Annotated in this window: 17 protein-coding genes, 1 tRNA gene and 1 other RNA gene; 7 read left to right on the top strand and 12 right to left on the bottom strand. The window is 46.0% G+C overall.

The annotated features are described in order from the left end of the window. Window positions 1–34: 34 nt before the first annotated feature. Both mazG and H6F56_RS16535 read right to left on the bottom strand, forming a co-directional pair. Window positions 35–898, bottom strand: a complete 864-nt coding sequence (mazG, locus tag H6F56_RS16540) for a nucleoside triphosphate pyrophosphohydrolase (RefSeq protein ID WP_190670132.1) — start codon at window positions 896–898, stop codon at window positions 35–37. Between the two features lie 300 nt (window positions 899–1198). After that, window positions 1199–1804: a metal-binding protein gene (locus H6F56_RS16535; protein WP_190670130.1), complete on the bottom strand. Its 606-nt coding sequence runs from the start codon at window positions 1802–1804 to the stop codon at window positions 1199–1201. Between the two features lie 114 nt (window positions 1805–1918). On the opposite strand from H6F56_RS16535, the gene H6F56_RS16530 reads away from it, so the two are divergent. From H6F56_RS16530 to rpmB, 3 genes are all read left to right on the top strand, one after another. Beyond that, window positions 1919–1990, top strand: a tRNA-Val gene (locus H6F56_RS16530). Window positions 1991–2363: 373 nt separating this feature from the next. Then, window positions 2364–4355 (top strand): molecular chaperone HtpG, encoded by a 1992-nt coding sequence (gene htpG, locus H6F56_RS16525; protein WP_199312960.1) that lies wholly within the window; start codon window positions 2364–2366, stop codon window positions 4353–4355. Window positions 4356–4565: 210 nt separating this feature from the next. After that, the gene (rpmB, locus tag H6F56_RS16520; RefSeq protein WP_190670128.1) at window positions 4566–4802 is read left to right on the top strand and encodes a 50S ribosomal protein L28; all 237 of its coding nucleotides are present in this window, start codon (window positions 4566–4568) and stop codon (window positions 4800–4802) included. 107 nt (window positions 4803–4909) lie between these two features. Here rpmB and H6F56_RS16515 read toward each other — a convergent pair whose 3' ends face one another. The 5 genes from H6F56_RS16515 to miaA form a co-directional block, all read right to left on the bottom strand. Further along, window positions 4910–9019 carry a response regulator gene (locus H6F56_RS16515; RefSeq protein WP_190670126.1) on the bottom strand — a complete coding sequence of 1370 codons (4110 nt, stop codon included), beginning with the start codon at window positions 9017–9019 and terminating at the stop codon, window positions 4910–4912. Beyond that, window positions 9016–9258 carry a hypothetical protein gene (locus H6F56_RS16510; RefSeq protein WP_190670124.1) on the bottom strand — a complete coding sequence of 81 codons (243 nt, stop codon included), beginning with the start codon at window positions 9256–9258 and terminating at the stop codon, window positions 9016–9018. Before H6F56_RS16510 ends, H6F56_RS16515 begins: the two co-directional genes overlap by 4 nt. A 6-nt stretch (window positions 9259–9264) precedes the next feature. Beyond that, complete coding sequence (locus H6F56_RS16505) at window positions 9265–9444, bottom strand: hypothetical protein (protein ID WP_190670123.1); 180 nt, start codon at window positions 9442–9444, stop codon at window positions 9265–9267. A 367-nt stretch (window positions 9445–9811) separates the two neighbouring features. Beyond that, window positions 9812–12817 carry a tetratricopeptide repeat protein gene (locus H6F56_RS16500; RefSeq protein WP_190670122.1) on the bottom strand — a complete coding sequence of 1002 codons (3006 nt, stop codon included), beginning with the start codon at window positions 12815–12817 and terminating at the stop codon, window positions 9812–9814. A gap of 96 nt (window positions 12818–12913) precedes the next feature. Beyond that, on the bottom strand, window positions 12914–13834 hold the full coding sequence (gene miaA, locus H6F56_RS16495; protein ID WP_190670120.1) for a tRNA (adenosine(37)-N6)-dimethylallyltransferase MiaA: 921 nt from the start codon (window positions 13832–13834) through the stop codon (window positions 12914–12916). 171 nt (window positions 13835–14005) lie between these two features. On the opposite strand from miaA, the gene gyrB reads away from it, so the two are divergent. Next, entirely contained in the window at window positions 14006–15946 is a 1941-nt protein-coding gene (gyrB, locus tag H6F56_RS16490; RefSeq protein ID WP_190670118.1) for a DNA topoisomerase (ATP-hydrolyzing) subunit B, read from the top strand. A 74-nt stretch (window positions 15947–16020) separates the two neighbouring features. Here gyrB and glgA read toward each other — a convergent pair whose 3' ends face one another. Both glgA and ssrA read right to left on the bottom strand, forming a co-directional pair. Further along, the gene (gene glgA / locus H6F56_RS16485) at window positions 16021–17493 is read right to left on the bottom strand and encodes a glycogen synthase GlgA (protein WP_190670116.1); all 1473 of its coding nucleotides are present in this window, start codon (window positions 17491–17493) and stop codon (window positions 16021–16023) included. Window positions 17494–17755: 262 nt separating this feature from the next. Continuing rightward, window positions 17756–18149, bottom strand: a transfer-messenger RNA (tmRNA) gene (gene ssrA / locus H6F56_RS16480). A gap of 248 nt (window positions 18150–18397) precedes the next feature. Between ssrA and H6F56_RS16475 the strand changes: the two genes are divergently transcribed. Continuing rightward, on the top strand, window positions 18398–19690 hold the full coding sequence (locus tag H6F56_RS16475) for a lipid-A-disaccharide synthase-related protein (RefSeq protein ID WP_190670320.1): 1293 nt from the start codon (window positions 18398–18400) through the stop codon (window positions 19688–19690). A 67-nt stretch (window positions 19691–19757) separates the two neighbouring features. Here the strand turns inward: H6F56_RS16475 and H6F56_RS16470 are convergent, their stop codons facing one another. Next, entirely contained in the window at window positions 19758–20495 is a 738-nt protein-coding gene (locus H6F56_RS16470) for a 2-phosphosulfolactate phosphatase family protein (protein WP_190670115.1), read from the bottom strand. A 174-nt stretch (window positions 20496–20669) separates the two neighbouring features. Between H6F56_RS16470 and H6F56_RS16465 the strand changes: the two genes are divergently transcribed. Continuing rightward, on the top strand, window positions 20670–22208 hold the full coding sequence (locus H6F56_RS16465) for a right-handed parallel beta-helix repeat-containing protein (protein WP_190670113.1): 1539 nt from the start codon (window positions 20670–20672) through the stop codon (window positions 22206–22208). 4 nt (window positions 22209–22212) lie between these two features. On the opposite strand, the gene H6F56_RS16460 is transcribed toward H6F56_RS16465, so the two are convergent. Then, a complete protein-coding gene (locus H6F56_RS16460; RefSeq protein WP_190670111.1) occupies window positions 22213–23100 on the bottom strand; it encodes a metallophosphoesterase in 888 nt (295 codons plus the stop codon). A gap of 336 nt (window positions 23101–23436) precedes the next feature. Here H6F56_RS16460 and H6F56_RS16455 point away from each other — a divergent pair, with 336 nt between their 5' ends. Next, window positions 23437–23772: an STAS domain-containing protein gene (locus tag H6F56_RS16455; RefSeq protein WP_190670317.1), complete on the top strand. Its 336-nt coding sequence runs from the start codon at window positions 23437–23439 to the stop codon at window positions 23770–23772. Window positions 23773–23993: 221 nt separating this feature from the next. Here H6F56_RS16455 and H6F56_RS16450 read toward each other — a convergent pair whose 3' ends face one another. After that, entirely contained in the window at window positions 23994–26375 is a 2382-nt protein-coding gene (locus tag H6F56_RS16450; RefSeq protein ID WP_242032049.1) for a SpoIIE family protein phosphatase, read from the bottom strand. Window positions 26376–26487 lie beyond the last annotated feature (112 nt).

Here is a 26487-nt window from a genome sequence, read left to right as displayed (position 1 = left end):
GCATTGACGGGCTTTACTTGTGTAGATACAATTTTTACTCGCCCGAATTATCCCTTTCCTGCTTCTGCTTTGCCAACTGAGCTTTTGCCTGCTGCCACATTGCTTCTAACTCATCTAAGGTATAATCTGTTAGCGGTCGATCTGCAAAGATTTCCATTTTTGAAAAGCGCTGAATAAACCGCAAATTAGTTTCCTGTAAAGCCTCAGCCGGATCTAAATCATACCACCGGCCTAAATTAATCAAGACAAATAGAATATCCCCTAATTCTGCCTGCTGATGGGCTTTATCTTCATGTTCAATGGCGTATTTAAATTCCCCTAACTCCTCCTGAAACTTCTCCCAAACCCCCTCAATATTTTCCCACTCAAACCCAACACCAGCAGCTTTTTGAGAAATCTTCATTCCTGCCATCAACGGCGGCAACGTTTTCGCATACCGGCTTAGTTTTGAGGAAAATATTTGTGATTCTGCGGTTTCTCCTTTTTCAGTTGCTTTGATTTCCTCCCAATTTTGACGAACTTCATCAACGCTGTTAACTTCTACATCACCAAATACATGAGGATGCCGGCGAATTAATTTTTCTGTGATGCCGGCGGCTACTTCAGCCATTGTGAAATCACCAGACTCACTGGCAATTTGCGCTTGTAGCACCACTTGCAACAGTAAATCGCCTAATTCTTCGGCAATTGCCTTCTTCTCGCCACTGCGAATTGCATCTACCACCTCATAAGCTTCTTCAATCACATAAGGAATCAAGGTTTGAGGTGTTTGCTCTAAATCCCAGGGACAACCGCCTTCAGGAGATCGCAACTTTGCAACAACTTCAATCAGCTTTTGCAAAGCTGTAAGGGCAGCGGAATCAGATGCAGCCGGTTCGGGTGTTTGTGGGCTAGACATGAGAAAAAACTCCAAGACTTATTAATAATTTTTAACTAAATTGGCTGCCGGTGCCAATAAAATTCTACAAAAAGACCTTATTAATAGTTATGAGGTTTCAAAAAATTGCTTTTGGCTTATTTTTTTATAATTTAATTTGAATAAATAAATATGTTGCTAAAATCGAAAGTTTTCAAAATCAACGGCACTTAACGTGTAAGACATCCGCGCTCATCTGCGTTTATCTGCGTGCATCTGCGGTTAAAAATAAAAACAAATTTTTGAAAAAAGTCTAATTTATCAACCTAAAAAATCGCAAACTTAAATTTTAGACTTACCTTTAGTTTGCCGGCGCTTATTCTCACTAGCAGGACGGCGGTTTTTTTTAGAACTCGTAGCAGAAAACAGCCAGCCCATCAGCCCATACTTCTTAATCCGCTTATAAGCTGAACCGACCCAATCACTGAGATAGTGACTCATCGAGCCTAATTCCAGCCCGATATAAAGCGCAATCCATTCAGCATAATAAAGTTTGAGTGATTGTAGAAGAAAGTCAGCAACCATGTCCCAAGTCCAAGACCAACCCCAAAACTGCTGACCGGCTAATAACCCCAACATTACCACAATCCCCACACAGCCGGCCAGATAAAGCAGCCGCAGCGCAGATCCAATTAGTGGGCCATGAGACAAAAATGACCGATGGCGCAAACTGTTTTGATAAGGCAACCAAATCCAACGCAGCCATCCCCAACGCTGGAACTGCCGTGAGTAAATGTCCAAATCTGGGCCAAACATCAGGCCGCTGAAGAAAAAGCCACCGGCAACCAGCAAGGTGAGATTACCACTCCGGGTTTGCGCGAACGTCAGGCCGGCAACCACCGGCAAAGTCCACAAGGTAATACGGTCATGGGTGCGACCAGAGGGCATTCAGGATTTAGGATAGGGGAATGGGGATTGGGGTAGAAAATGCCCATCTTAAATCAGTTTGGCTGATTGATTTATTTTCTACAAGGTGCTACCATAGTATTCTATGAGAAACCCGGGCGGTTAACTCAGTGGTAGAGTATCTGCCTTACAAGCAGAGAGTCACTGGTTCAAGTCCAGTACTGCCCATCCAGTCAATTTTAATAAAATCAGAAACTGTAGAAGCGTGTCACAGGGATATTTGTGACATTTCTCAAAAGTTTCCGAGATGTCAAATCCCCGGACGTTGAATACTAAGCTTCAAAGTTATAATTTCTGCTGGGCAAAGAAGTGAGTCAAGTGGGTTGGTCTTTACCCAAATAATAATCCCATAAAAAGTAGGGAAATCCGAATCACTGCCGGTAGGGCAATCCCTGAAGCAAAATCAGGCGTCAGCCTACAAAATCGATCATAATCGGGACTGAGCAGTAAAGTTCAGCAGTCAGCCGGCGAAGCGCTATAGGCTGAAAGCAGAAAACTCAACTCAGTCCTCAGTCTTTAAGTAGTAACCAAAACAAGAGCTATGACAATGCTGGAACAGGGCACTATCAGTATTCATACCGAGAATATTTTTCCCATTATCAAGAAGTCCCTCTACTCTGATCACGAAATCTTCTTGCGGGAATTAGTTTCTAATGCCGTCGATGCAATACAGAAACTGAAAATGGTTTCCCTTGCCGGCGAACTCAGCGGCGAGGTGGAAGAACCCAAAATTCAGATTACTCTCGACAAAGAGAAGAAAACCTTAGCCATCTCCGACAACGGCATCGGTATGACGGTTGATGAGGTAAAAAAATACATCAATCAAGTCGCCTTCTCGAGTGCTGAAGAATTTATTCAAAAGTACAAAGCCGGCGACGAACAGCCGATCATCGGTCACTTTGGCTTGGGTTTTTATTCCTCCTTCATGGTGGCTAAGCACGTTGAGATTGATACCCTTTCCTACAAAGAAGGCGCTCAAGCGGTACACTGGTCTTGCGATGGTTCACCCACTTTTCAGTTAGAAGAATCTTCTCGCACCACTCGCGGCACCACCATTACCCTCACCCTTCAAGATGAAGAGGGAGAATACGCGGAATCGGCTCGCATTAAGCAGCTAGTAAAAACCTATTGTGACTTCATGCCGGTGCCGATTGAACTTGATGGCGAAACCATCAACCGTCAAAAAGCTTTGTGGCGGCAATCTCCCAGCAGTCTCACCAAAGAAGACTATTTAGAATTTTACCGCTACCTCTATCCATTCCAAGAAGAACCGTTGATTTGGGTGCATTTAAACACCGACTATCCCTTCCTCGTCAACGGCATTCTCTACTTCCCCAGACTCAAACCTGATGTCGATGTTACCAAAGGACAAATTAAACTGTTCTGCAATCAGGTTTTTGTTAGCGAACACTGCGAAGAAATTATTCCCAAATTCCTGCTGCCCATGCGGGGGGTTATTGATAGCCCTGATATTCCCCTGAATGTCTCGCGCAGTGCCTTGCAGATGGATCGAACCGTTCGCAAAATTGCCGATTTTATTGCCAAGAAAGTTGCGGATCGCCTCAAAGAACTGTACCGCGACAGCAAAGAGCAATATATCAATTGCTGGCAAGATATTGGCACCTTCGTTAAATTCGGCTGCTTAAACGATGATAAATTCAAAAAACAAGTTGAAGATATCATTATCTTCCGCAGCACAGCCGAACTGAATGCCAATGCCGGCAGCGACACGCCGGCAGTGGAAGTGCAATCTGAAGAAGGCGACGTTTGGCAACAAGTGAACCCTCCATCTAATTCTGCCGGTGGCCCTTCTTATACCACGATTAAAGAATACCTGGAACGCAACAAAGAGCGCCATGAAAACCGGGTATTTTATTGCACCGATGAAGTGAACCAATCAACTTATGTGCAATTGCACAAGAACCAAGGTTTAGAAGTCCTATTTATGGACTCCTTCATCGATCCTCATTTCATCAGCTTCTTGGAACGAGAGTATCAAGATGTTAAATTCTCTCGTGTAGACTCCGAACTCGACGACAAGCTGATTGAGAAAGATAAAGCCTCTGAAATTGTCGATCCGACAACCAACAAAACCCGCAGTGAACAGATCAAAGATTTGTTCCAAAATGCTTTAAATAAGCCGAAACTAACGATCCGCACCGAGGCGCTGAAGTCAGACGATGCGAAAGGTACGCCACCGGCAATGGTTCTTTTGCCAGAATTTCTGCGCCGGCTACGTGATATGAATGCCTTGATGCAACAACAAGAATTGTCGCAATTCCCAGAAGAACACATTTTGGTGATCAATACAGCTCACCCAATGATCCAAAACCTGGGCAATATCAGCCAAGGCAGCATTATTCAAGGTGAAGGGCAATCTCCCTCTGGTGAACTAGCTAATATGATTTGCCATCATGTCTATGACTTGGCGCTGATGGCTCAGAAGGGCTTTGATGCTGAAGGGATGCAAAATTTCGTTGAGCGCTCTAACAAACTATTAACGAGCCTCACAGAACGCGCTGCCGGTGTCTAACAGAGGCATAGGGTAACCTAGTCAAGGTGACTCAACTTTCTTGGCGTTATTGACGGCAGGTTGATCAACCAAAAGTTGACGAATCTAGCGCGTTGAACGCTTATTGATCGGTTTGGTGGGCAGAGTGAATCTCTTCCTCTTGCCCCCAGCCTGTAAGAGTGGGTTACAATGGGACATTGCACACATAAGAAGGATGATTAGGAAGTTGCAATGGCACGCAAATGTCAACTGACCGGCAAACAGGCAAATAATGGTTTTGCAGTTTCTCACTCCCATCGGCGCACCCACAAACTGCAAGAAGTTAATTTACAGTGGAAGCGAATTTGGTGGCCCCAAGCCAACCGTTGGGTGAAATTACGGCTTTCCACTAAGGCGATTAAAACTTTAGAACACAAAGGTTTGCAGGCTTTTGCGAAAGAAGCCGGTTTGGATCTGCGGAAGTTTTAAACCACAGGGGATGGAGCATTAGGGACGAGGCATTGAGAAGTTTTTTCTTCCCTCTCCCACTCTCCCCCTCTGCTACTCATCCCACTCAAGACTCAACACTCAAAAGCTCAGCACTGCCCCTCATCCTTCATTTTTTCAATTTCCAAGGCGGCTTTCACTCGCTCATACTCCGCCTCAACCTGCAACGCCAGCGCCGGCGCTTCGGCTATGCCGCCGGCACGTCCCATTGATTCAAGCTGGTTGCAAAGTTCAAAAAGAGTCAGGGCACCTACAGTCCCGCTGGTTGATTTTAAAGAGTGAGCTGCTGTTCTCAATGCCGGCGCATCGTCCGCGCTGATCGCTTCGCTGATAGATTGCAGCAATGCCGGGACATTTTCCAGGTAAAGATCAATCACCTCAACTAAGGCATCAATGTCCCGTAGTGATTGCAACATTTTGGCATCAAGGACTGGCGGCATTTGGGATTCCTCAAGGCAGTCGTCTTCTATCTTTTGACCAAACACTTCGTCATCCCCCTCCCCAACAACCGAAGCAGTCTCTGCGGGCTTGGAATAAGGCTGGCACTTGGCTAAAGCTTGCACCAGTTCATCTACCCGAATTGGCTTGCTGATGTAGTCATCCATGCCGGCCTTAATGCACGCTTCTCGATCACCCTGCATCGCATTCGCTGTCATCGCAATAATTCGAGGACTCTTCGCATCAGGCCATTCCATACGAATATGACGGGTGGCTGCCATCCCATCCATTTCAGGCATCTGGACATCCATCAAGACCACATCATAGGGCTGCCGGTGCAGGGCGTCAAGCACTTCCAACCCGTTGCCGGCCATATCTGCCCGATACCCCATCCGCTGTAACGTGAGCAAAGCCACCTTCTGATTAACCGGATTGTCCTCAGCTAAAAGAATCCGCAAAGGTCGCAATTCTCCAAGATCGGGCGAGATCGCACCCATATGCAAGGGTCGAGATTCGAGACGCTGCCCACCAAAAATGCCTATTAAAACATTATATAAGTGAGATTGTTTGATTGGCTTGCTCAAAATGGCTGCGAACTCAACACCGGCAGAGGGAAAATCAATTTCCTGCCGGCCTAAAGAAGTCAGCATCACCAGGGGTAAGGCGTTGTTACCCGCGATGCGACGGATTTGTTTAGCCAAAGTCAAACCATCCATTTCTGGCATCTGCATATCCAGAATCACCAAATCAAACAACTCTTCTTGTTTGAGCCGGTTCAAAGCAATCGCACCCGATTCAGCCACTTCAGTCAGCATTCCCCACGACTGGGCCTGTAAGGTCAAAATTTGGCGATTCGTCGAATTATCATCCACAATCAGCAGCCGTTTGCCGAGCAGTTGGGGTTGAAAGTCGGCAAGATTAATCACAGAGGAAGTTTCAACGGCGGTAGCCTTCACCGTGAAATAAAACGTAGAACCTTTGGAGTTTAAACGATCCAGTTGTTGCTTAATTCCAAATATTTCTGACTCCCCATCGCGATCTCTCAATTCAAATTCATCAGGGGGATTGCCGCCTAAAGTGCCCCGACTTTCCACCCACATTTGACCCCCCATCATTTCGCTCAAGCGCTGGCTAATCACCAAGCCCAGTCCCGTGCCGCCATAGTGGCGAGTGGTGGAGGAATCTATCTGGGTGAACGACTGAAACAGGCGTTCCATCCGGTCACCCGGAATACCAATGCCGGTATCTTTGACCGCGAATACAATTGAATATTGAGAACTTTCTTCTTTCTTTATTCTTAATTCCTCAGGCTCTATTTTTTGAGCAATTACTAATACCACTACCTCACCTTTATTGGTGAATTTAACCGCATTACTTAGCAGATTAACCAAAATTTGCCGCAGCCTGGTAACATCGCCCATAATCGCCAGCGGGGTTTCTGGAGAAATTAAATAAGCCATTTCCAGATTTTTTTCCGCAGCTTTAGAAGCGAGCAGATCGATGGATTCTTCAATACAAGAGCGCAAGTTAAAGGGTTGCTGTTCCAGTTCCATCTTTCCGGACTCAATTTTAGAAAAGTCCAGAATGTCGTTAATGATGGTGAGCAGGGCGTCCCCACTGCTGCGGATCGTTTCCACAAAGTCTCGCTGTTCGGGCATCAGGGGCGTGTCGAGCAGCAAGCCGGTCATGCCGATCACCGCGTTCATGGGGGTTCTGATTTCATGGCTCATGGTGGCGAGAAATTCGCTTTTTGCGCGGGTGGCGGCAAGTGCTTGATCACGCGCTCTGGCCAAGTCTTCGGCATCTTTCTGGCGCTCAAGTTCGCGTCCAATCCATTGAGCCATGAGCTTTAAAAGCTCTTTGTCTACGGCTCGGAAGGGTCTGTGGAGCGGGTTAGAATTCCAGAAACTGAGGGTGCCGTAAACTTTGCCGGCCACTATGACGGGCGTACCCAGATATGCTTCTTGATCGAATAAGTTATCAGAGGGAGGCCGGTGCCACCGGGAAACCATGATGGATTCAAAGTAAAGCGGTTCTTTGTGCCTTACGGTTTCCAGGCAGTAAGTTTGGTGCAAATCGAAGACATCGCCTTTTCTGAGAAAGTGGTTGGGCGACTGGCCGGCAATAATTTCGTAGCGGTCATCTTCGATGAATGCCAAAGCGCCGCATTCCATGCCAAATCGGTGGCATCCCATCGCCAGAAGTCCTTGCAGGCGCTTTTCAAAGGTGAGTTTCCGAGCGGAAGTAACCTTATACAAAGCGCGAATAGACGCCTCACTTTCTCGCAATTCTTGTTCTGTTTGCTTGCGCTCGGTGATGTCGCGGGACATTGAGATAATTTCTTGTACGGTTCCGGTTTCCATGTCGCGGATGGTGCGGCTGGTGGTTTCAAACCAGACGTAATCACCGTCTTTGCGACGGATGCGGTAGCTAATTGTGTAGGTAACCGGCTGGTGCCTTAAAGCGCTATAAGATTTATTAATTGATTTTAAATCTTGAGGATGGAAGAATTCATAAGCGGGCCGGCCAATCAGTTCTTCGGGTTCATAACCCAGTAAGGCGCGACAGGCCGGCGATGCGTAGAGAAATACTCCGTCGGGACTGTGTCTGGCAATAATGTCGGTGGAGTTTTCCGCCATCAGCCGATAACGTTCTTCGGTGGTGTGGCGTTCATGTTGGAAACCTTCGATGGCTTCGAGCATTCCGTTGATTTTGTCAGCCAGACTGGACAGTTCATCATTGCCGGTTGTTAAGACTCGCAACGAAAGATCGCCGCGCTGGCCGATGTTGCTCACACTGCTGCTGAGAAATGCCAAGCGAGAGAGCACCAATTTTTCCACCAGCAACAGCGTAACGGCACTAAATACTAGCCCGACGCCTAAAAGGGAGAGAGTAAAATAGCGGACGTTAACTTTACCCTGCCGGTAGACGGTTCGGGGTAAATCGACTTGCAACAGCAGTGCCGGCTTGTTGTAGATGTCTTTGAGCAGGGTGTAGCCGCCGATGCGATCCTCACTCAATGGTTCTACGATTGCCGGGTTGTTTTTTAATAAAGTGGCAATTGCACTCTGTAATTGGGGCTGTGGGGTACTGAGTTGGTTTGCCCTAACTTCTTCAACTTCGTACAAACCGAGAGAAAGCTGGGTTAGCTTAGCCAGCTGCTTCAGTTCGGCGGCATTAAGGTAGCGTCCCATAATCAGAGTGCCACGAACCGGCCCTTTACGTTCACTGGTCAAAATCGGCTGTGAGGCAATCAATAATGGGCCTTCCGACAACAGAAGGATTCCAGATACCCAAGTTTTAGAATTCGAGTGTTTCAGCAGGGGACTATTAGGAGACAGGTGTTTCTGCAAACTTTGAGAAATGCCGGTTTTTGTCTCGCGGTTGAGATCGAAGCCTTTGCTAAAAACAATGCGACCGGCACTGTCACTCAACACCACCACATTTAGTCTTAATTGCTTAAATGTGTCATCCCCAAAATTTGACTTGAGATAGTTCTCCGTAAAGGCCGGTTTTAATTTCTCCTTCCGGATAAAGGCGTAGGTGTCATCCCACGCAGCTTGATCTTGAGTGATTGTGTTTAACTTAGATATCTCGTTACCCAGCGTATCAACAGCGCGTGCTAGATCCTTGCGGACGCCTTGTTTTTCCAGTCTTTGGAAGTCACGCAGCAAAATCGTTGAAGCTGTAGCGTACAGAACGGCATTTAAAGTAATCAGCGCTGCGCCAACAATCAGCAAAGTCTTCTTACGAAGTTTCATGCAGTTGCTCCTTCAGCGTACGCTTCCGAAGTGGGCAGGATTGTTTCTCGATGCCGGTTGCGTCGGGGAATGTGACGCGCCCCGATCAGCATCAAATTAGAAATTACCCCTTTCAGCCCTGAATCCGATTGAGGGGGAGAGGGGGAGAGGGGGAGAGGGGGAGAAAAATCTCTGACTTTTTGAACTCGTGATGTAACTTTTGAAAATTTTAATGGGTCGTTATCTAGCAAATTAGGCATATTGTCTTATAGGTGCGGTAGACGGGGGATTGCTTTGCTGGGCGACATATTAAGGATTCCCAATTTAAGGTCGCTATCCAAGATCGGTTCCACTAAAACCTTCACTTTCTGGGTGTCGTGATACCAGATGCCTGTCCCGCAACGGTTGCCGGCGACGCCCATAGGCGGAACCTTGGGGATCTCCACCTTTCCCCTGCCGGCGCTTGAGTCCGATCTGAGCTGTTATTACAACACGCTATCCCTATGTAAATGCACCTGTTGCGTGTTGTTACTATTATTCCCATGATCCGCCGGCTCTTTCCATAAGCCGGTGGCTGCTTCTCACAATCTTTAATAATATATCGCCGGCCTAGAAGCAGACGCGATTCTTTACAAGCATTTAACTTGTCTAAAAACGCAATCTGCCATTTATAGCCCCAGCTTAAATCAATGAGGCTTTTAAGCGCATTGATTTCTCAATGACTGGCATTTCTATTAAATTTAGTTACGGTGTCGGTTTAATTTACCCTTTTAGTAAAGGCATTTGTAAAGTGTATTCCTACATTAATATTTCTTAACTCAGTTTTTCTTGAACTACCTGTTTGTAAAATGCTTCTAATGCTTCCACGCAGACTTTATCATCAAAAAGATTGTCGTGTCGCATTCTCATTCTTTCGGCGATTTCCTGCCGCCAATCTGGATCTAGTCCTAATCTCACTGCAATTTCTATATATTCAGCTTCAGTTTGAGCAATTGTCTCTGTCACGCCCATCATTTTAAGGAAGCTATCTGCATGGCGTCCGCGCATAAATTCTCCGGGACAAGTTACAATCGGAAGATTGCAAGCAATTGCTTCTAGCGAAGTATTTCCACCTGACCAGGTGAAAGTATCTAAGAAAACATCAGAAAGCAAATTGATTGTGAGATAGTCAGAGCGAGTGGGAATCTTGCGGAATACACAATAATCTTCATATTTTAGCCCAACTGCTAAAAATGCTCGCTGTAAGCGTTCTTGAAGCACAACTCCGCGCAAAAATAAAAACTGAGCGTGAGGAACACGAAGGGCAATTTCTGCAAGAATCTGATCGTATTGTGGCAGATACTTAAACGGAGCTTGACAGCACAAGTAAATAATGCTTTCTTCCCGCAAATCAAAATCAGCGCGAGTCTTGGTTATCGGCGGAATATCTTGGGGTTTTGGGTAGGCTACTCCAATATTTGGGAGCAGGATTAAACTCTCAGAGTAATGTTCTTGCGCGTTTTCTGGTTCCATTAACACGCTAGATAAAAAGTAATCAATGGTTGACAAGCCGGTGGTTACGGGATGCCCCCAAGCTGTACACTGTAGTGGTGCAAGGCGTAAACTTGCGATTTGCATGGTTGGGGGATTCATGCCAATTTCCGGGAATATGAGAATGTGGAGATTGTCTGAAGTTACTTGCTGACAAACTGCTTCCAGGTTGCCTGGAATATGATGAAAAAAATCACTGTATTCCTGAAATTTTTGTGTGATTGAGTCGGGTTCGTTTCCGATATAATAAGAGTATATTTCAAAATTATTTCGGTCATGCTGGCGCAGCCAGCCAATTAACCAAAGCGTTCCGCTATAAGAATGTAGATAAGCGGAAAGGTAGCCAATCCGAATTTTTTGATGGGGTGGAATCGGTGGCATTGAAATAGGCTGCATCCAATTTGGATAATTAGCCTCCATAATTTTATGAAGTAAATTTCCATACCGGCATTGAGATTCTCGAACGTTATGTGCTTGATAGGCTAAGTAAAAGTTTGTTACATTTCCTGTGCCGGCTAAAGCTCCTTGTCTGGCTTCTAGAGTGTCTAAAGCTGTCTCTTGAATTAAATTAACCAGTTCTTTGACAAATCGCTGCCGGTAGATATCTATTTCATCCGGAGTATTATAAATAATCGGAACAATTAAATGACTGAAAATTTTAAAGGTATAATCGTCTGGGAGCAGACGCGACGCTCTTTCTGCACTGGCAACAGCTTCTACATTACGTCCATTTCGCAGCAATGTTTGAATTAATGGAAAGTGTAATCGGCCTTCTTTAGGATAAAGACGAATTCCTTCTTCAACTGTTTTAAGAAACTCTTTGGTTAGCTCAAGCCTACTATAACAGTCACTTAAACTTAAGTAAATATCAACGCTTCCTGGCTGAAGTTCTAAATACTTTTGATATCGATCAATGGCCTCTTGATATCTGGCTGCTTGATAAAATTCATTTCCCCAAGTTAATAGATAATTGGCTGGATTGCTTTTTGCTTCGAGAGCAACGTTTAAATTATTTACAATATCTGGATTATTAGGATTTAATTCTAAAGCGGTTTGATAAGCTTCTATCGCTCGATCAACTTGATTTTTTTCTATGAGTAAATTCCCCAAGTTGAGGTAGCTGCCAAAATGATGGGGATTGACAGATATGGCTTGCCGGTAAGCTTCCTCCGCCGGCTCATTTTCGCCGAGTTGATTCAAAAGCTGGCCCAAATTGTTATAAGCTTCAAAGTTGGTCGGTTCAAGCTCTATTAATTGTCGATAAGCTAAGATAGCTTGATTCAGATTATTATTTTTCTCGAAGACGAAAGCAAGGTAATTATACAAACTCGCGTTTTCAGGAGCAATTTCTAAAGATTTAAGCAGCGCTTCTATCGATTCTGCATACTTTTGTGTTTGTATATAAATAATTCCTAAGTTTAGCCAAGCTTCGGCATCTCGATTTTTATAAAGTAAATATTCTTGATATTTTTTTTCGGCTTCTGCAAATTGTCCTTGATTCTGTAATGACAAAGCTTCCGCAAGAAGGGTTTCAAACTGGTTCACCAGATGCTCAACTATCTGAAGATCAGCAATCGCTTGGATTGCTGTCTCTTGACGCATTTCGTTAAACAGTTCCCAAGATAAATTTTCCTCCCTCCCACTATCCCAACTTAAAATAACAATTCCTTTATCAAAAGCTCCGCTGGGTAATTCTAATAAAATTTGACATTCCCTATGCGTCGCCACAAAGTCCAAAATTGCTTGTCGGCTTGTGCTGCAAAGACTATTATTAATAATTAGTAAAGCTTGAGTTGCTAAAAAAGGCTTTACAAGAAGCAAAGCTAAAAGTTGTGAGCGATAATCAGGCTGACTGTTATAAAAACATAAACCAATTTTGTCTTCAGTTTTTAAATCCCGTAAGTAAAAGAAAAATTCTTCAAAAGTTTGGTCACATAAAAATACTTGTTCCTGAATATTTAATTCTTGAAGCGTCCCTAGTAAAGTTACGGCCATTTCTTCTCCCAGCTCAAACTCAGAGAAGTGATTAACTGCATAAGCCATACAATCTGGATGCTCGTTAAGTGCGGCAATTAAAGTTGAGCCTTGTTGAGTTCCAATCTCACAGTAAATTTCGCCAGCATCTAAACAAGAGACGGCAAAATTAAACAAAGGCATAAGATTTTCCTCTGTCAGAATGGGGACTCGATTGAGTAAATGTTGAAACCGTTGTAACTTGGGTTTAACAGATTCCTTTCCCCAGTTTTCATACAAGTTTGGTAGCTGTTCAATAAAGTTTTGATAATCCACAACTTTCTCCTTAAACCTAAACTTCTTATAATTTTAAAGCTTAAAATATTTTAACGTTAGGAAATATATCCCTATAAGATCCTAGACATTTTTTCATTAAGTTTGCCCACATTCCGTAATAAACTCCTGCACCCGCTGCCAAACTCGCTCAAATAAATCCGGCATATACACATCAAACCACTCGATGTCAGGAACACCTCTAAACCAAGTGCGCTGACGTTTAGCAAACTGACGGGTGTGTAGGACAGTTAAATCTTTCGCTTCAGAGAGAGAAAGGCTGCCGGCTAAATATTGTTTCATTTCTTGATAACCTAAAGTATTTAACAAAGGCAAATCAGAACGGTATTTTTTACAAAGATAATCTACCTCATCTAACCAATTAGATGCTATCATTTGATTAGTTCGCAATTCAATGCGTTCTGCCAAAACCTCGGCCTTACAATCTAAACCAATTTGTAAAATTGGATAATCGGGTGGGTTCTCTCCTTGTTGTGCGGAAATGGGATGACCCGTCACGTAAAATACCTCCATCGCCCTTAAAGTCCGTATGGGATCATTGGGATGAATTTTTGCTGCCGCAGCGGGATCAACTTGTTGTAAAATTGCGTAAAGCTGAGCTTGACCGAGACTCTCTAATTGCGCTCGCAACTCCAAATGAGGAGCCACTCTGGGAATTTTTAATCCTCGCACCACTGCTTTAATATATAAGCCGGTGCCGCCAACGAGTAAGAGTGGGGGAGGGGGAGAGGGGGAAACAGGAGGAGAGGCAATTAAAGCTTGCGCTTGCTGCTGATAATCTGCAACTGTCAGCGTTTCGGTGGGATCGCAGATGTCTATCAAGTAGTGCGGGACTAATTGCTTATCTGCGGCGGATGGCTTAGCTGTACCAATGTTAAACTCTCGGTACACTTGGCGGGAATCGGCACTGAGAATCACCGTTCCCAGACGCTGTGCTAAATTAAGCGCCAATCCAGACTTGCCGGTTGCCGTAGCCCCACAAATTGCAATTAAAATCAAGCAACCTCCAATCTCAAATCTAAATATAAAATCAACAGGTGCATCCCCTACATAAACTTCTCAGGAAATTGGCCTAGCGTCGCCTATAACCCTTTTGTGCTAGAATTTTGTTAGATTTTGTCTTTTTGAAGTCGCCGTGGGCTTCACACCCATTATAGGAGCTATTTTGGTATGACCAGCAGTTACAGCGCTGATCAGATTCAAGTTTTGGAAGGTCTTGAAGCCGTCCGCAAACGACCGGGGATGTACATCGGCACCACCGGCCCGCGAGGACTCCACCATCTAGTTTACGAGGTTGTGGACAATTCCATCGATGAGGCGCTAGCTGGCCACTGCACTCATATCGAGGTTGACCTCAATGCTGATGGTTCCGTCACCGTCACAGACGATGGGCGGGGCATTCCCACAGATACCCATTCCAAAACCGGCAAATCAGCCCTAGAAACCGTGATGACGGTACTTCATGCCGGCGGTAAGTTTGGCGGCGGCGGCTACAAAGTTTCAGGCGGCTTGCACGGGGTTGGTGTGTCTGTTGTCAACGCCTTATCTGAGTGGGTAGAAGTAACCGTTTGGAGGGAGAAAAAAGAATTTAAGCAGCGCTATGAAAGGGGCGTTGCTGCCGGCGAACTTGAATCCAAACCCGGCAAAGAAAATCGCACCGGCACCTCCGTTTCCTTCAAACCCGATAGTCAAATCTTCACCACCGGCATCGAATTTGACTACACTACCCTATCCGGGCGCTTGCGGGAATTGGCTTACTTGAATGCCGGGGTCAAAATGACCTTCACCGACAATCGGCTGGAACTGCAAAAAAATGGCGAACAGCGAGTAGAAACCTACTGCTATGAAGGCGGCATCCGCGAATACATTTCCTACATGAACCACGACAAGCAACCCTTGCACGAAGAAGTTATCTTCGTCCAGGGAGAACGCAATAACGTTCACGTAGAAGTCGCCTTGCAATGGTGTGTTGATGCCTACAGCGATAACTTATTAGGCTTTGCTAATAATATCCGAACCATTGATGGTGGCACCCACTTAGAAGGCTTGAAAGCCGTGCTAACGCGCACGATGAATGCGATCGCCCGTAAGCGCAACAAAATCAAAGAAAACGAAGCCAACCTCGGCGGAGAAAACGTGCGAGAAGGCTTAACCGGCGTTATTTCCGTCAAAGTACCCGACCCCGAATTTGAAGGGCAAACGAAAACAAAATTAGGCAACACCGAAGTGCGGGGAATTGTTGATTCTTTGGTGGGAGAAGTTCTCACCGAATATTTAGAATTCCGCCCCAACGTTGCAGACGCCATTTTAGAAAAAGCCATCCAGGCATTTAAAGCCGCAGAAGCTGCCCGCCGCGCCCGCGATTTGGTCAGGCGAAAATCGGTTTTAGAATCTTCGCCTTTACCTGGAAAATTAGCAGATTGCAGCACAAGAGACCCCTCAGAATCTGAAATTTTTATCGTAGAAGGGGATAGTGCCGGTGGCAGTGCCAAACAAGGACGAGATCGCCGCACCCAAGCCATTCTTCCCTTGCGTGGTAAAATCCTCAATATTGAGAAAACTGACGACGCAAAAATCTACAAAAATACCGAAATTCAAGCCTTAATTACAGCTCTTGGCTTAGGGGTAAAAGGTGAAGAATTCGATGCTACCGGACTGCGCTATCACCGCATCGTGATCATGACAGATGCAGACGTTGATGGGGCACACATCCGCACCCTGTTGCTAACCTTCTTCTATCGCTATCAACGTTCGCTTGTCGATCAAGGCTACATATATATTGCCTGCCCTCCCCTCTATAAAGTTGAGCGGGGACGCAATCATTATTACTGCTACAGTGAGCGCGAACTCGCCAGCTTAGTCCAGCGCGAATTCCCCGCCAATGCCAACTACACCATCCAGCGGTTCAAAGGTTTGGGTGAAATGATGCCGGAACAGTTGTGGCGAACCACGATGAACCCAGAAAGCCGCACCCTCAAACGCGTGGAGATTGAAGACGCTGCTGAAGCAGATCGGGTCTTTACTGTTTTAATGGGTGATCGCGTTGCCCCTCGCCGCGAATTCATTGAAACCTATGGGCCAAAACTTAACCTGATGGATCTGGATATTTAAAGCCCTGTTTGACATCTAATACTGAATTGCATTGATTGGTAGGGGCGATATTTTGTTCGCCCCTTTTTTTGACTTTACTTATGTCGAATCGACTCGTAAATTTCCAAGTAATCTTTACCTGGATAGTTCCATGAGTAGTCGTAGTTCATCCCCTGAATGGCGAGTTGGCGGAATTCTTCGGGAGAGTTATACCACAACCCAATTGCTCGATCTATCGTAGATTCCAGAGCGTGAAAGTCGGTGTCATAAAAGACATAACCGTTGCGTTGTTCGGGCAAATGGTTTTCGTCGTAGTCTCGGTCAAAAACGGTATTGACTAGACCGCCAACTCCCCGCACAATTGGCACAGTTCCATATCTAAAGCCAATCATTTGTGTTAATCCGCAAGGTTCGTAATTACTGGGCACAACAATCATGTCTGAACCTGCATAAATAAGGTGAGATAATTCTTCATTAAATCCCAGTTCTAAATGAACATCGGGGTTATCGTTTAAGACTTCTTTTTCATGCCAGAAGTGGTTGTTAATTCCCGCTTCGGTTGCTGAACCCAATAGCACAAACTGCGCTCCTTTTTCGAGAGCGTAGTAAATCGCGTGATGGACGAGGTGAACGCCTTTTTGATCGTCGAGCCGGCCAATAAAGCAAATGAGGGGTTTATCGACATCGCGCAGCAGCAATCGTTCGCGTAAGGCTTGCTTATTTTTCGCTTTTCCTTCTAATTTTTCTTTTGTGTAGGAATGGGGAATGTAGCGATCCCTTTCTGGATTCCACACCTCATAATCAATGCCGTTGAGGACGCCTCGGAATTTACTTTGGTGCGTATGTAAAGTGTGCCCGAGTCCGTATCCAATCGGAGTATAACAGGCTTCCCAAGCGTGATGGGGTGAAACTGTTGTGACGTAATTCGAGTAAACAATGCCCCCTTTCATGAAGTTCAACGCAAAGGGATTGAAGTTATCCCGCAGGCGATCATACTGGAAAAAGTAAGCTTCTTGGTTGAGTCCTGTTGCCCACAGAACCTCTGAACCGCCCATTCCTTGATGTTTGAAGTTATGGATGGTGTAGCAAACCCGTTGCAATCCCATGTCATATTTATAATTCTCAAATAACATGACGGGAACTAAGCCGGTTTGCCAGTCATGGCAGTGGATGACATCGGGACGCTTGTTACTCTTGTGCAAAAATTCTAGGGCAGCTTTGCTGAAGAATGCAAAACGCATATTGTCGTCATCGCAGCCGTAGTAACAGTGCCGGTTGAAGAAGTTATCTGGTGAGTGCGGTTCAATGAAGAAACACAGTCGCCCGTACACCCAGCCGCAATAAACGGAACAGTGGATCGCACCGCCATACCAGGGCACCCATAAATCTTTATAGGCATCATGAAGTCCCCAAATATGGTCATAGCGCATACAATCGTATTTCGGCAGAATCAACTCTACCGTATGACCGCGACTTTCTAAATCCCTGCTGAGTCCGTAAACCACATCACCCAAGCCTCCAGCTTTGATGACGGGGGCGCACTCGGAAGCGATTTGTACGATATACATCCAGACTCCTCGCTCAATAACAAATGTATTTTTTAAACTTCACAGAAGTATACATATTTAGAGCCAGAACGCAACTCAGTCATTGGAAACAGATCCAGTGCGAGGGTTGTGGCGGCTTGGGAAATAGAACTTGGTTTTCTTGGATTATTCTCAATTAATCGGCATTTACGGTAGCGAAAAACACTGGCACCCGAAAAACTAAAAACCACCCAGACTTTAAAATCTTAGGTGGCTTTGCTTTAAATATATCTAGCTTTTAATTAAATGGAGCCGAGCAGAATTGAACTGCTGTCCAAACAAGGTATTGACTCTCCGCTCATTCACAGGCTTAGCCCATCTGACCCTCAGGGCGGGAACCATCCATTATCCCGGATGACAGGATGCACTGGTTAAATCTTAGCTAGTAAGCCACCCAGAGAACACTTACTAGAGCATCCGTTGGGGTTTTGTCTGCAATCCTTAACGGAGTCGAACTACAGACGCTCGAACCTAAATGAGGTTTTTATTAGGCAGCAACAGTGGCTGTCTTACGAGCAAAAGGAACGATGTTGTTCGCATTTACTTTTTTTTTGAGCCTAGGATTTACGAGAGGCGACTCACTCTCGGCCTGAATCACAAAGTAGCTTTCGCTCGCCTGTCGAAACCATTACGGCCCCTTACGTTCTTTTCTTATTATAATCAATTCTTTTGACCAGGACTAGGAAAAAAAGATTAAAAAGGTGGTAATCCCCGAAACTTTTGTAGGGTTAAACGAACCTTGCGGAAAAATGAGCCAGTTTTGCGGAGTGTAACTCTGACGGCGGTGAATGATGAAACCGAAGTTGACCACTACCCCCCTGTTCCTTTGGCTTGCCACCGGCAGCTAATCCTGATATATAGGGGGGGTTTCAAGGGAGATGGGAAATTGAAGCTACTTTGCCTCAGCAATGGTCATGGGGAGGATGCGATCGCGGTTCGCATTTTGCGGGAACTACAGCAGCAGCCAAATCCCCCGGAATTAGCAGTCCTTCCCCTTGTCGGTGAAGGGCGAGCCTACGCCGAGTTAGAGGGCGTACCGATGATCGCCCCGGTGAAGAAAATGCCCTCTGGTGGCTTTATTTATATGGATAGCCGGCAGTTGTGGCGGGATGTGCAAGGAGGCTTACTGGATCTGACGTGGAATCAGTTACAAGCGGTGCGAGCTTGGGCACAACAGGGCGGATCGATCTTAGCCGTAGGGGATATTGTGCCCTTATTATTTGCCTGGTGGAGTGGGGCAAATTATGCGTTTGTGGGCACTGCCAAATCAGAATATTATCTGCGCGATGAAGCCGGCTTGCTGCCGAACCGTTCGTGGTTTGAGGATCTGGAGAGTTGGTCTGGGTCAGTTTACCTACCTTGGGAACGCTGGCTAATGCGTCATCGGCGCTGCAAAGCTGTTTTTCCCAGAGATCCGCTCACCGCCAAGACGTTACAAAAGTTTTCGATTCCCGCGTTTGATCTGGGAAATCCCATGATGGACGAATTAGAACCTAATCACCCACCGGCACTCTTTTATGATCCAGATGCGGAATTGAAAGAAACTCGGCGTCCCCTGATTGTCACCCTCCTGCCCGGTTCTAGATCACCCGAAGCTTATGATAACTGGCAGAAAATTTTGCAAGCTGTAGCGCAGTTGTGCCAAACCTTTGTCGAGAGAGCGCCGGTGTTTTTGGCTGCGATCTCGCCTGGTTTAAGCTTAGATATCTTCTGCGAAAAATTAGAAGGTTATCACTGGCAAGCGGGAAAGCCGGATAAACCAGCGATTTTTCCCCCAATTTCTGATTCTGCTGCTGTGACGTTTACTCAAGGAAATGCAACCCTGATTTTGAGCCAAAACGCCTTTGTTGAGTGCTTGCAACCGTCAGATTTAGCGATTGCAATGGCCGGCACTGCAACCGAACAGTATGTGGGGTTGGGAAAGCCGGCCTTCGCATTTCCTGGGGTTGGCCCTCAGTTCACGCCGGCTTTCGCCGAAGCTCAAAGCCGGTTGCTGGGGCCATCCTTGATTTTGCTCGATCGGCCAACCGAAGTGGCTATAGTATTACGGCAGCTACTGCGCGATCCAGACCGGCTGCAACTGATTGCGGACAATGGGTTGCGGCGCATGGGCGAACCCGGTGCCGCAGGCCGCATCGTGGCTTGTTTGAGCGAAAAATTGTTAAATGTAAATGATTAATTGATCAGAAAGCCTTGAATTTTCTCTGCCCCACCACTTTTAAGGGGTGGGGGATCGCCTCAACACATTATCCGTGCTTAACCAAAACGCCCGGTTCTCGCTGAATCGGCAGCACGTCTAAAATATCCGTTTGTACGCAATATTTTAAGTCTTCGTGGCAGTCGAGACGCAGGAGGCGTTGGCCGTGGCTGGCGTGGTGCATGAGTTCTAATAGTTGGTCTTGCCATTGCCGGTAAAGGGCGATGGCGGCAACGGTTTCATCGTTGCCGGCAAAAGCGCTCAAAGTGCCACCAATGCCGGTTAAGAGGCTGTCAGCGAGTGCGCCGGCGCAAGCGGTATCTTCGAGAGAGAAACTGCCTTCCCAACCTGAACCGACTATCCAAACGGTTTCTGGCTTCTGGGATATCAGATAGTTCACCACTGCCTGCCGGTTGATAAAGGCAGCTGCCAAAACCATGGAGGCGTCTTGCACGCGCTGTAGTGCACGGGTGCCATTGGTGGTACTGATGAATAACCGGCGTCCTTGCATCCGTTCTGGGGTGCAGTCGAGGGGAGAGTTGCCCAAGTCGCAGCCGGCTACTTTGGAACCGCCTCGTTCGCCGGCGCGAAGACGTTTCTCTGCGGGCCACTCTTCACTGACTTGCATCAGTTTTTCCATATCGCTGAAGACTTGCACGGCTTCCGCGCCGGCATTCAGTGCGGTTGCTATTGTAGTGGTAGCGCGGAGAACATCGACGGCAATCGCACAGTCTGGCTGGCTGTCGGTTGGCGTCAGTTCAGGGGTGTGGTAAACAAATAGCTTCACAGATTGGGATTCCCTGTATTTACAACTGCCGAACTACTATTTTATGGGTCGGCGTTACCGAATAGATAAGGCAGTTTGAGGTATCCTTTGAACACTCGCTGCATCTGTTGGGGAAGCCGGCAGGAAAGCTGCCGAGTAAGATAGTAATTGTTCGCTTCACAGAAAAAAGGGGAAATGTTGAGACGTACATTAACTCGAAGGGCGGCACTGGCATTTGGGGCAGCTTTGTTAGTTGTAGCTGCTACAAATCTTGCCGCCACCGCAAAAACCTATTATGTCGATCCTGCCGGCAGCGATAATCAAGGGGATGGATCGAAGCGTAAGCCGTGGAAAACGCTTGCTCATGCCGTCAAGAATGTCCCTACGGCGCAAGCACACACTATTCATTTAAATCAAGGCATTTTTACAGAGACTGTCCCCTCCATTGTTCCCCCCGGAATTAGTATTGAAGGGGAAGGAGCCGATAAAACTGTAATTAAAAGTGGAATTGATGATTTTTTACTTCAACTTGAATCCGCGCCAGTGGTGGAGGGCAATCAAATTTTGAGTAATTTCAAAATTGAGGGGCAAAATCGCAACTTGAAGGGGGGTATTTTTGTTCGAGGCCGGCATAATGTGATTATTCGGGGCGTAGATTTTGAGGAAATTGATTTTACCGGCTTGCAGATTATTGCTGAGTGGACTTCTTCTAGAACGACACCTCCAGCAACTTATCTTAATGGGATTGAAGTTGATAACTGTAACTTTAAAAATTGTTCTAAAGATTTGGATAAATGGAGTTCTGGCTGTCTCCACATTGGCGGCTTAAAAGAAGCAAAGATTCACGATATCAAAATTCAAGAGGATCGAGGCTATGGCATCAAGTTTTTCGCTTGGGGCTGGTTTAAAGGAATCAAAATTTATAATTGTGAACTCGCGGTTCCCGATTCAGATCCCCTTTGGAAAGCAGATAGTGCTTTGGAACTGTGGCGACTGTTCGATGATTGTGAAATTTATAATGTGAAGTCTAACCAGTGGTTTTCTCTCGTGGGTGGGGACAAAGGTAAAGGAACCCGAAGCGTTACAGTTCATGATTGCGAAATTATTGTCAAACGGTCGGATGAGCAATACCTTCAAGGCATAGAAGCAACCGTTTCAGATAGTGAATTTTATAACAATTATTTTGAAAATCCTGGAAGTTTTGGTGCGTTTGCCATGTGGGGAGGTGAACCCCTCTCTAATATTCTCATTCATCATAATATTGTTCGGGGCGGAACGAATACAAATGCGCTGGCATTTGTTCAATCTGATGATTCGGCAGATTTTTCAGATATCAAGTTTTATAACAACCTTTGTGAAAACCTAGAATTTGGAGTAAAACTGAAGCCGGTGGGGACAGGAGAGATTCGTAAAGTTGAGATCAAAAATAATATTTTTATTGATGTCAAAACTGCAATTTTAGCTTATAATGCGCCCAATAAAATACGCGACACTGCTATTGCTTTTAACTGTTTTTATCAAGTAGAGAAGACATTTAAAGAAGAAAAGGGTAAAACGGTTAATACAAATTTTGAGAATAATATTGAAGTCGATCCCGAATTAATCGGTTCTGGGAAAAATCGAGAGCAATACTATAAACCGAAGAGTGCAAAAAGTCCGGTGGTAGATGCCGGCATAGAAGTTGGCTTGCCCTATAAAGGCAAAGCTCCTGATATGGGTGTTTATGAATATTAATCTGTTAGATCAGTTTTCCTAAAACAGCTTTTTGCTGAAATTCCTCTACACTACAAGATTGAGAATTTATCAGCGTAATTAGGGTAACTTCTGGGGGACAAAATAGGCGACCAGGGCGGTACGTCCCCAGTCCTCGATTGACATAAAGCTGGTTATTTCCTAACTGGTACAATCCCGCTGCCCATTCCCAATGCTCAACCACTTTGTAACAGTTTCCAGACATATAAGGAACCCAGCGCCGTAGGGGTTTGGGAGTAGCGCACCGCATTGGTTTGAGAAATGCCGCCACCGGCCCGATTTTGGGTAAGACAATTTGGCCACCGTGGGTGTGCCCAGACAGTTGCAAATCCACTCGCCACTTTTGCAGGGGCAGGGCAGTATCCGGATTGTGAGATAATACGATTCGGGGGGTCGTTTGATCTAGCAGGCTAAACACCGGCTTAGGATTGAACTCGCCCGACCAAAAATCGGCTAGCCCCACCAGGGCTAATTCTGGCCCGAAGGGATAGACAATTTCATTCCACAATACGCCAATATCGATTTGAGTTAAAGCTTGGGTAATTTCGGTTTTCGAGTGCGGGTATTTGAGGTCGTGGTTGCCTAAAATCGCATAAATGCCGGCGCGGCTTTGCAGATGTTTAAGGTACAGCACGAGCTGGTGAATGGGTTCTGGCTTTTTCGTTACATAGTCGCCAGTGAGCAGGATGAGATCGGGTTCTGCCTGATTGGTAACGGCGAGGGCTTCTTCTAAAAGGGAGTCAGACAGCCTGCCTCCATCGTAGTGGAAGTCCGACAACTGCGCGAGCTTTGTCCCTTGGAGGTGCGCCGGCAGGTTGGGGATCGCAACGGTTAAATTTTCTACCCGCAATGGGCCAGTTAATAGCCGATGCATATTTGGGATATCGATTGACAAAGTGCAAGTTTAGCTTAGCAAACTAGCCGGTGTTGAGGGGGTGCCGGTGTGGAGGTGCGGGAGTGGCACCGGCTGCCAAATTGCCATATATTTGGAGCAAAATTAGAGATTTTCAAATCCTTGTAACTCCTGTGCCATAACTGTTTTGGCACCCACTAGACAAATAGGCAGTTTGTAGGAGACGCTATAAATGAGCTGGCTCTGAACAAATCGTTTCTTTTGTACGTCGGTTTTTGGTACAGCTACGCTAGTTGCGAAATCAGATACAGAATTGCCGCTGTGTCTACCTGTGAAATGAAGGATGCCTTAAAAAACATGAGCCTTACAGTTAAAGTTGTTCAACCTTCCGGAATTTTAGATAGCACGAAAGCCAATCAATTTGAGCAAGAAATTAGCGAGATCATTGAAGCCGGCGCTGATATTGTGTTGGTTGATTTAAAGGATGTAACCTTTATGGATAGCTCAGGCTTAAGAGTTTTAGTATCTGCTTTTAAAACGGTTCAAGCTGCTAAAAGCAAACTAGCTGTCTGCTCCGTTAACCATCAGGTGAGAATGTTATTTGAGCTAGCTAGTGTTGATAGATTCCTTGATATTTTTGCCAATCGTGAGGAATTTAGCAACTCTTTAGTCTCATCCGACTCATCACGTTGATTGTTTGATTAAATTGTCGCTCGATAGGCAATACTGTTTAATCAAAGACTGGCGGTTTTGGAGCCTTTGGTTTTTATTTTACGCCGGCATCACTGAAGTTTCAGTCAATTTTTCTAGCCAGTCGGGGCGATTTTTAATTTCGCCCCTATAATTTTTAATAAAAAATAATAGCCGCCATGAAGATTAAAGCTCTTGGAGCGTTGCCGCTTGAGGGTTTAAATTTAATCAAAAGTCACTTGTAAAAGAGATACATCATCTTCAAAGGTATCTTTGCTGCCCAATGCCCGTAGGTCGTCTAAGATATGTTGAAGGCTGAGGGTGTCCGGTCGTCTGGACTCGGCCAACCACTCAATGAAATGATCGAAGCTCCAAATCGTCCCATCAGGTTGCTTAATTTCGTAAATTCCATCACTGTAAATGTACAACGTGCTGCAAGGTTCAACCTGACACTCAGCGTTTGCATATTTGACGTTAGGAAACATTCCAATGGGCAACCCTCCTGGGGTTCTTAGATGTTGAACTTGGGGGGAAGGGGTATTTATATTTGATAATAAGACTGCCGGCGGGTGGCCGGCACTAGCATAGACGAGTTTGCGCGTGACTCGGTTATAGACTCCATACCAGATGGTAAAGTACATATTTCGTTGCTTTTCCATCTGAAACGCCTCATTCAGCGCATCTAAGACCGCATTCGGTTGATAAAAATTTGTATTAAGAGAGCGCGAACGCAAAACATTTAGAACAGAAACTGATAGCAGTGCCGGCCCTAAACCATGCCCGGAAACATCCAGCAAATAAATCGCTAAATGGTCTTGATCGAGCCAGTAATAATCAAAGCAATCGCCACCCAATTGTTGCGAGCTAATAAACTTCGAGTCGATGCTTAACGGCTCATTAACCGCAGAGGGGAGGAGCGATTTCACATACTCAGCCGCTTCTGCCAATTCCGCCCGCAACGCTGCCTCGGCTTGCTTGCGCTTAGTAATATCGATTCCGACAAAAACAGCCGCTTCATCTCCCAGCCACTTCCACTTTTTGGCAATCACCACCAGACTGCGGGGAATGCCATCGACTGGCGGACCCTCTATTTCTATGGAGTCTTCGCTCGTCCGGTTAGCAAAAAAACTGCGGACAAATTTACCAAACTTATCTTGACGAAAGCCGACTTCTTGACCAACTAACGCGTCTTGAGACAAGTTGAGAATGCTGGCCAAATGCCGGTTCACTCCCAGATAGCGAAAATTGGAACTAATTAAAGAAACTGTACCGGGCACTGCATCCAGCACAACTTGGAGCAAGTCCCTCGCCATCTGCAACGTCGCCTCTGACTGCTTGAGACTGGTGATATCCTGCACAAACCCTTCCACAGCCACAGGCCGGCCTTGGGTATCTCGCAGCAGCCGGATCGTTTCGGAAATCCAGATGACCGCTCCATCCCGTTTACAGACCTCAGCCTCCGTCTTATGCTGCACCTGGCCTTGAGTTTCTAAGTAGCGCACGCACTCAGCCCAGTGGATGGGATTAACATAAAGTTGATTGATATTTCCTACCCTCTCGAGAAATTGCTCTGGGGAATCATAACCGTAAATGCGAGCCAAGGCCGAGTTAGCGGTGCGATAATGTCCGTCTAGGGTCACTTGAAACAGCCCTTGAGCGGTATTTTCAAAAATTTGCCGGTATTTCCGAGCGGTGATATTTCGGAAAATCCCTCGCGTGACGGCAGGTTGACCATTTTCCCACCGGCAGCTGATATTTCCTTCCACCCACACCGGCTCCCCCTGCTTGCTGACAAAAATCATCTCGACTGATTCGAGCGATTCTCCGTGGCGCAGTTTTTCCAGCAACCAAGGCTGACGGCTTTCTGGATGTAAAATATCCCAAAGCGATAGTTGGGCCGCTTCCTCGTCGCTATAGCCCAACGTTTGCCGCCATGTTTGATTAACAGACAGAAAATGCCCATCAGAAACTCGAATGCTCTGGATCAAAACATTGGCTCTGTCGAGAAAATTGTGGAGATGAGCTTGGGTTGTTTCCATTTGCCGCAGTTGCCGGCCTTTCTCCATCAGCGCCATTACCTGACGCGACAGAGTCGCTAGAATGTCTAGCTGCGCCTCGCTCAACTCTCGCGGCACATAATCCATAACGCATAAGGTGCCCAAGGTAAAACCATCGGGGGTTACTAGCTGGGCACCGGCATAAGACCGAATATAAGGAGGACTAATCACTAAGGGATTGGCAACAAAACGGGGATCTTGCAAAGTGTCGCTGACCGTAAACACTTGATCGGACAAAATTGCATGGGCACAGAACGCCACATCCCGTTTTGAAGTCCGTCCTGCCCATCCCACTTTCGACTTGAACCACTGCCGGTCGGTATCGATTAAGCTAATCAGGGCGATGGGAGTTTCACAAATTTTTGCAGCGAGACGCACCAGATCGTCAAATGCCTGTTCAGGTAATGTATCAAGTACCTGATACTTCCGTAGCGCTTCAATCCTCTTGGCTTCGTTATCAGGCAATGGTGCCTTGATCATTGCGATACGACCACTTGCGAGGGAGTTAACCATCAGACGATTTGCCTCAAGCCAAGATTCTGAATGCATAAGCTACTCCTATACATCTAAATAGACGTGGCTCATCGAGGCAATCCCCCTAGGGGTTGATTTTAAACGGGCTGGTAAAAAAGCGCAATTGACACAACCAACATTAAAAAAT

Source organism: Microcoleus sp. FACHB-672, from assembly GCF_014695725.1.
GTDB lineage: Bacteria > Cyanobacteriota > Cyanobacteriia > Cyanobacteriales > Oscillatoriaceae > FACHB-68.
The sequence above is the reverse complement of the archived record's forward strand: the minus strand, read 5'-3'. Positions and strand labels throughout refer to the sequence as shown.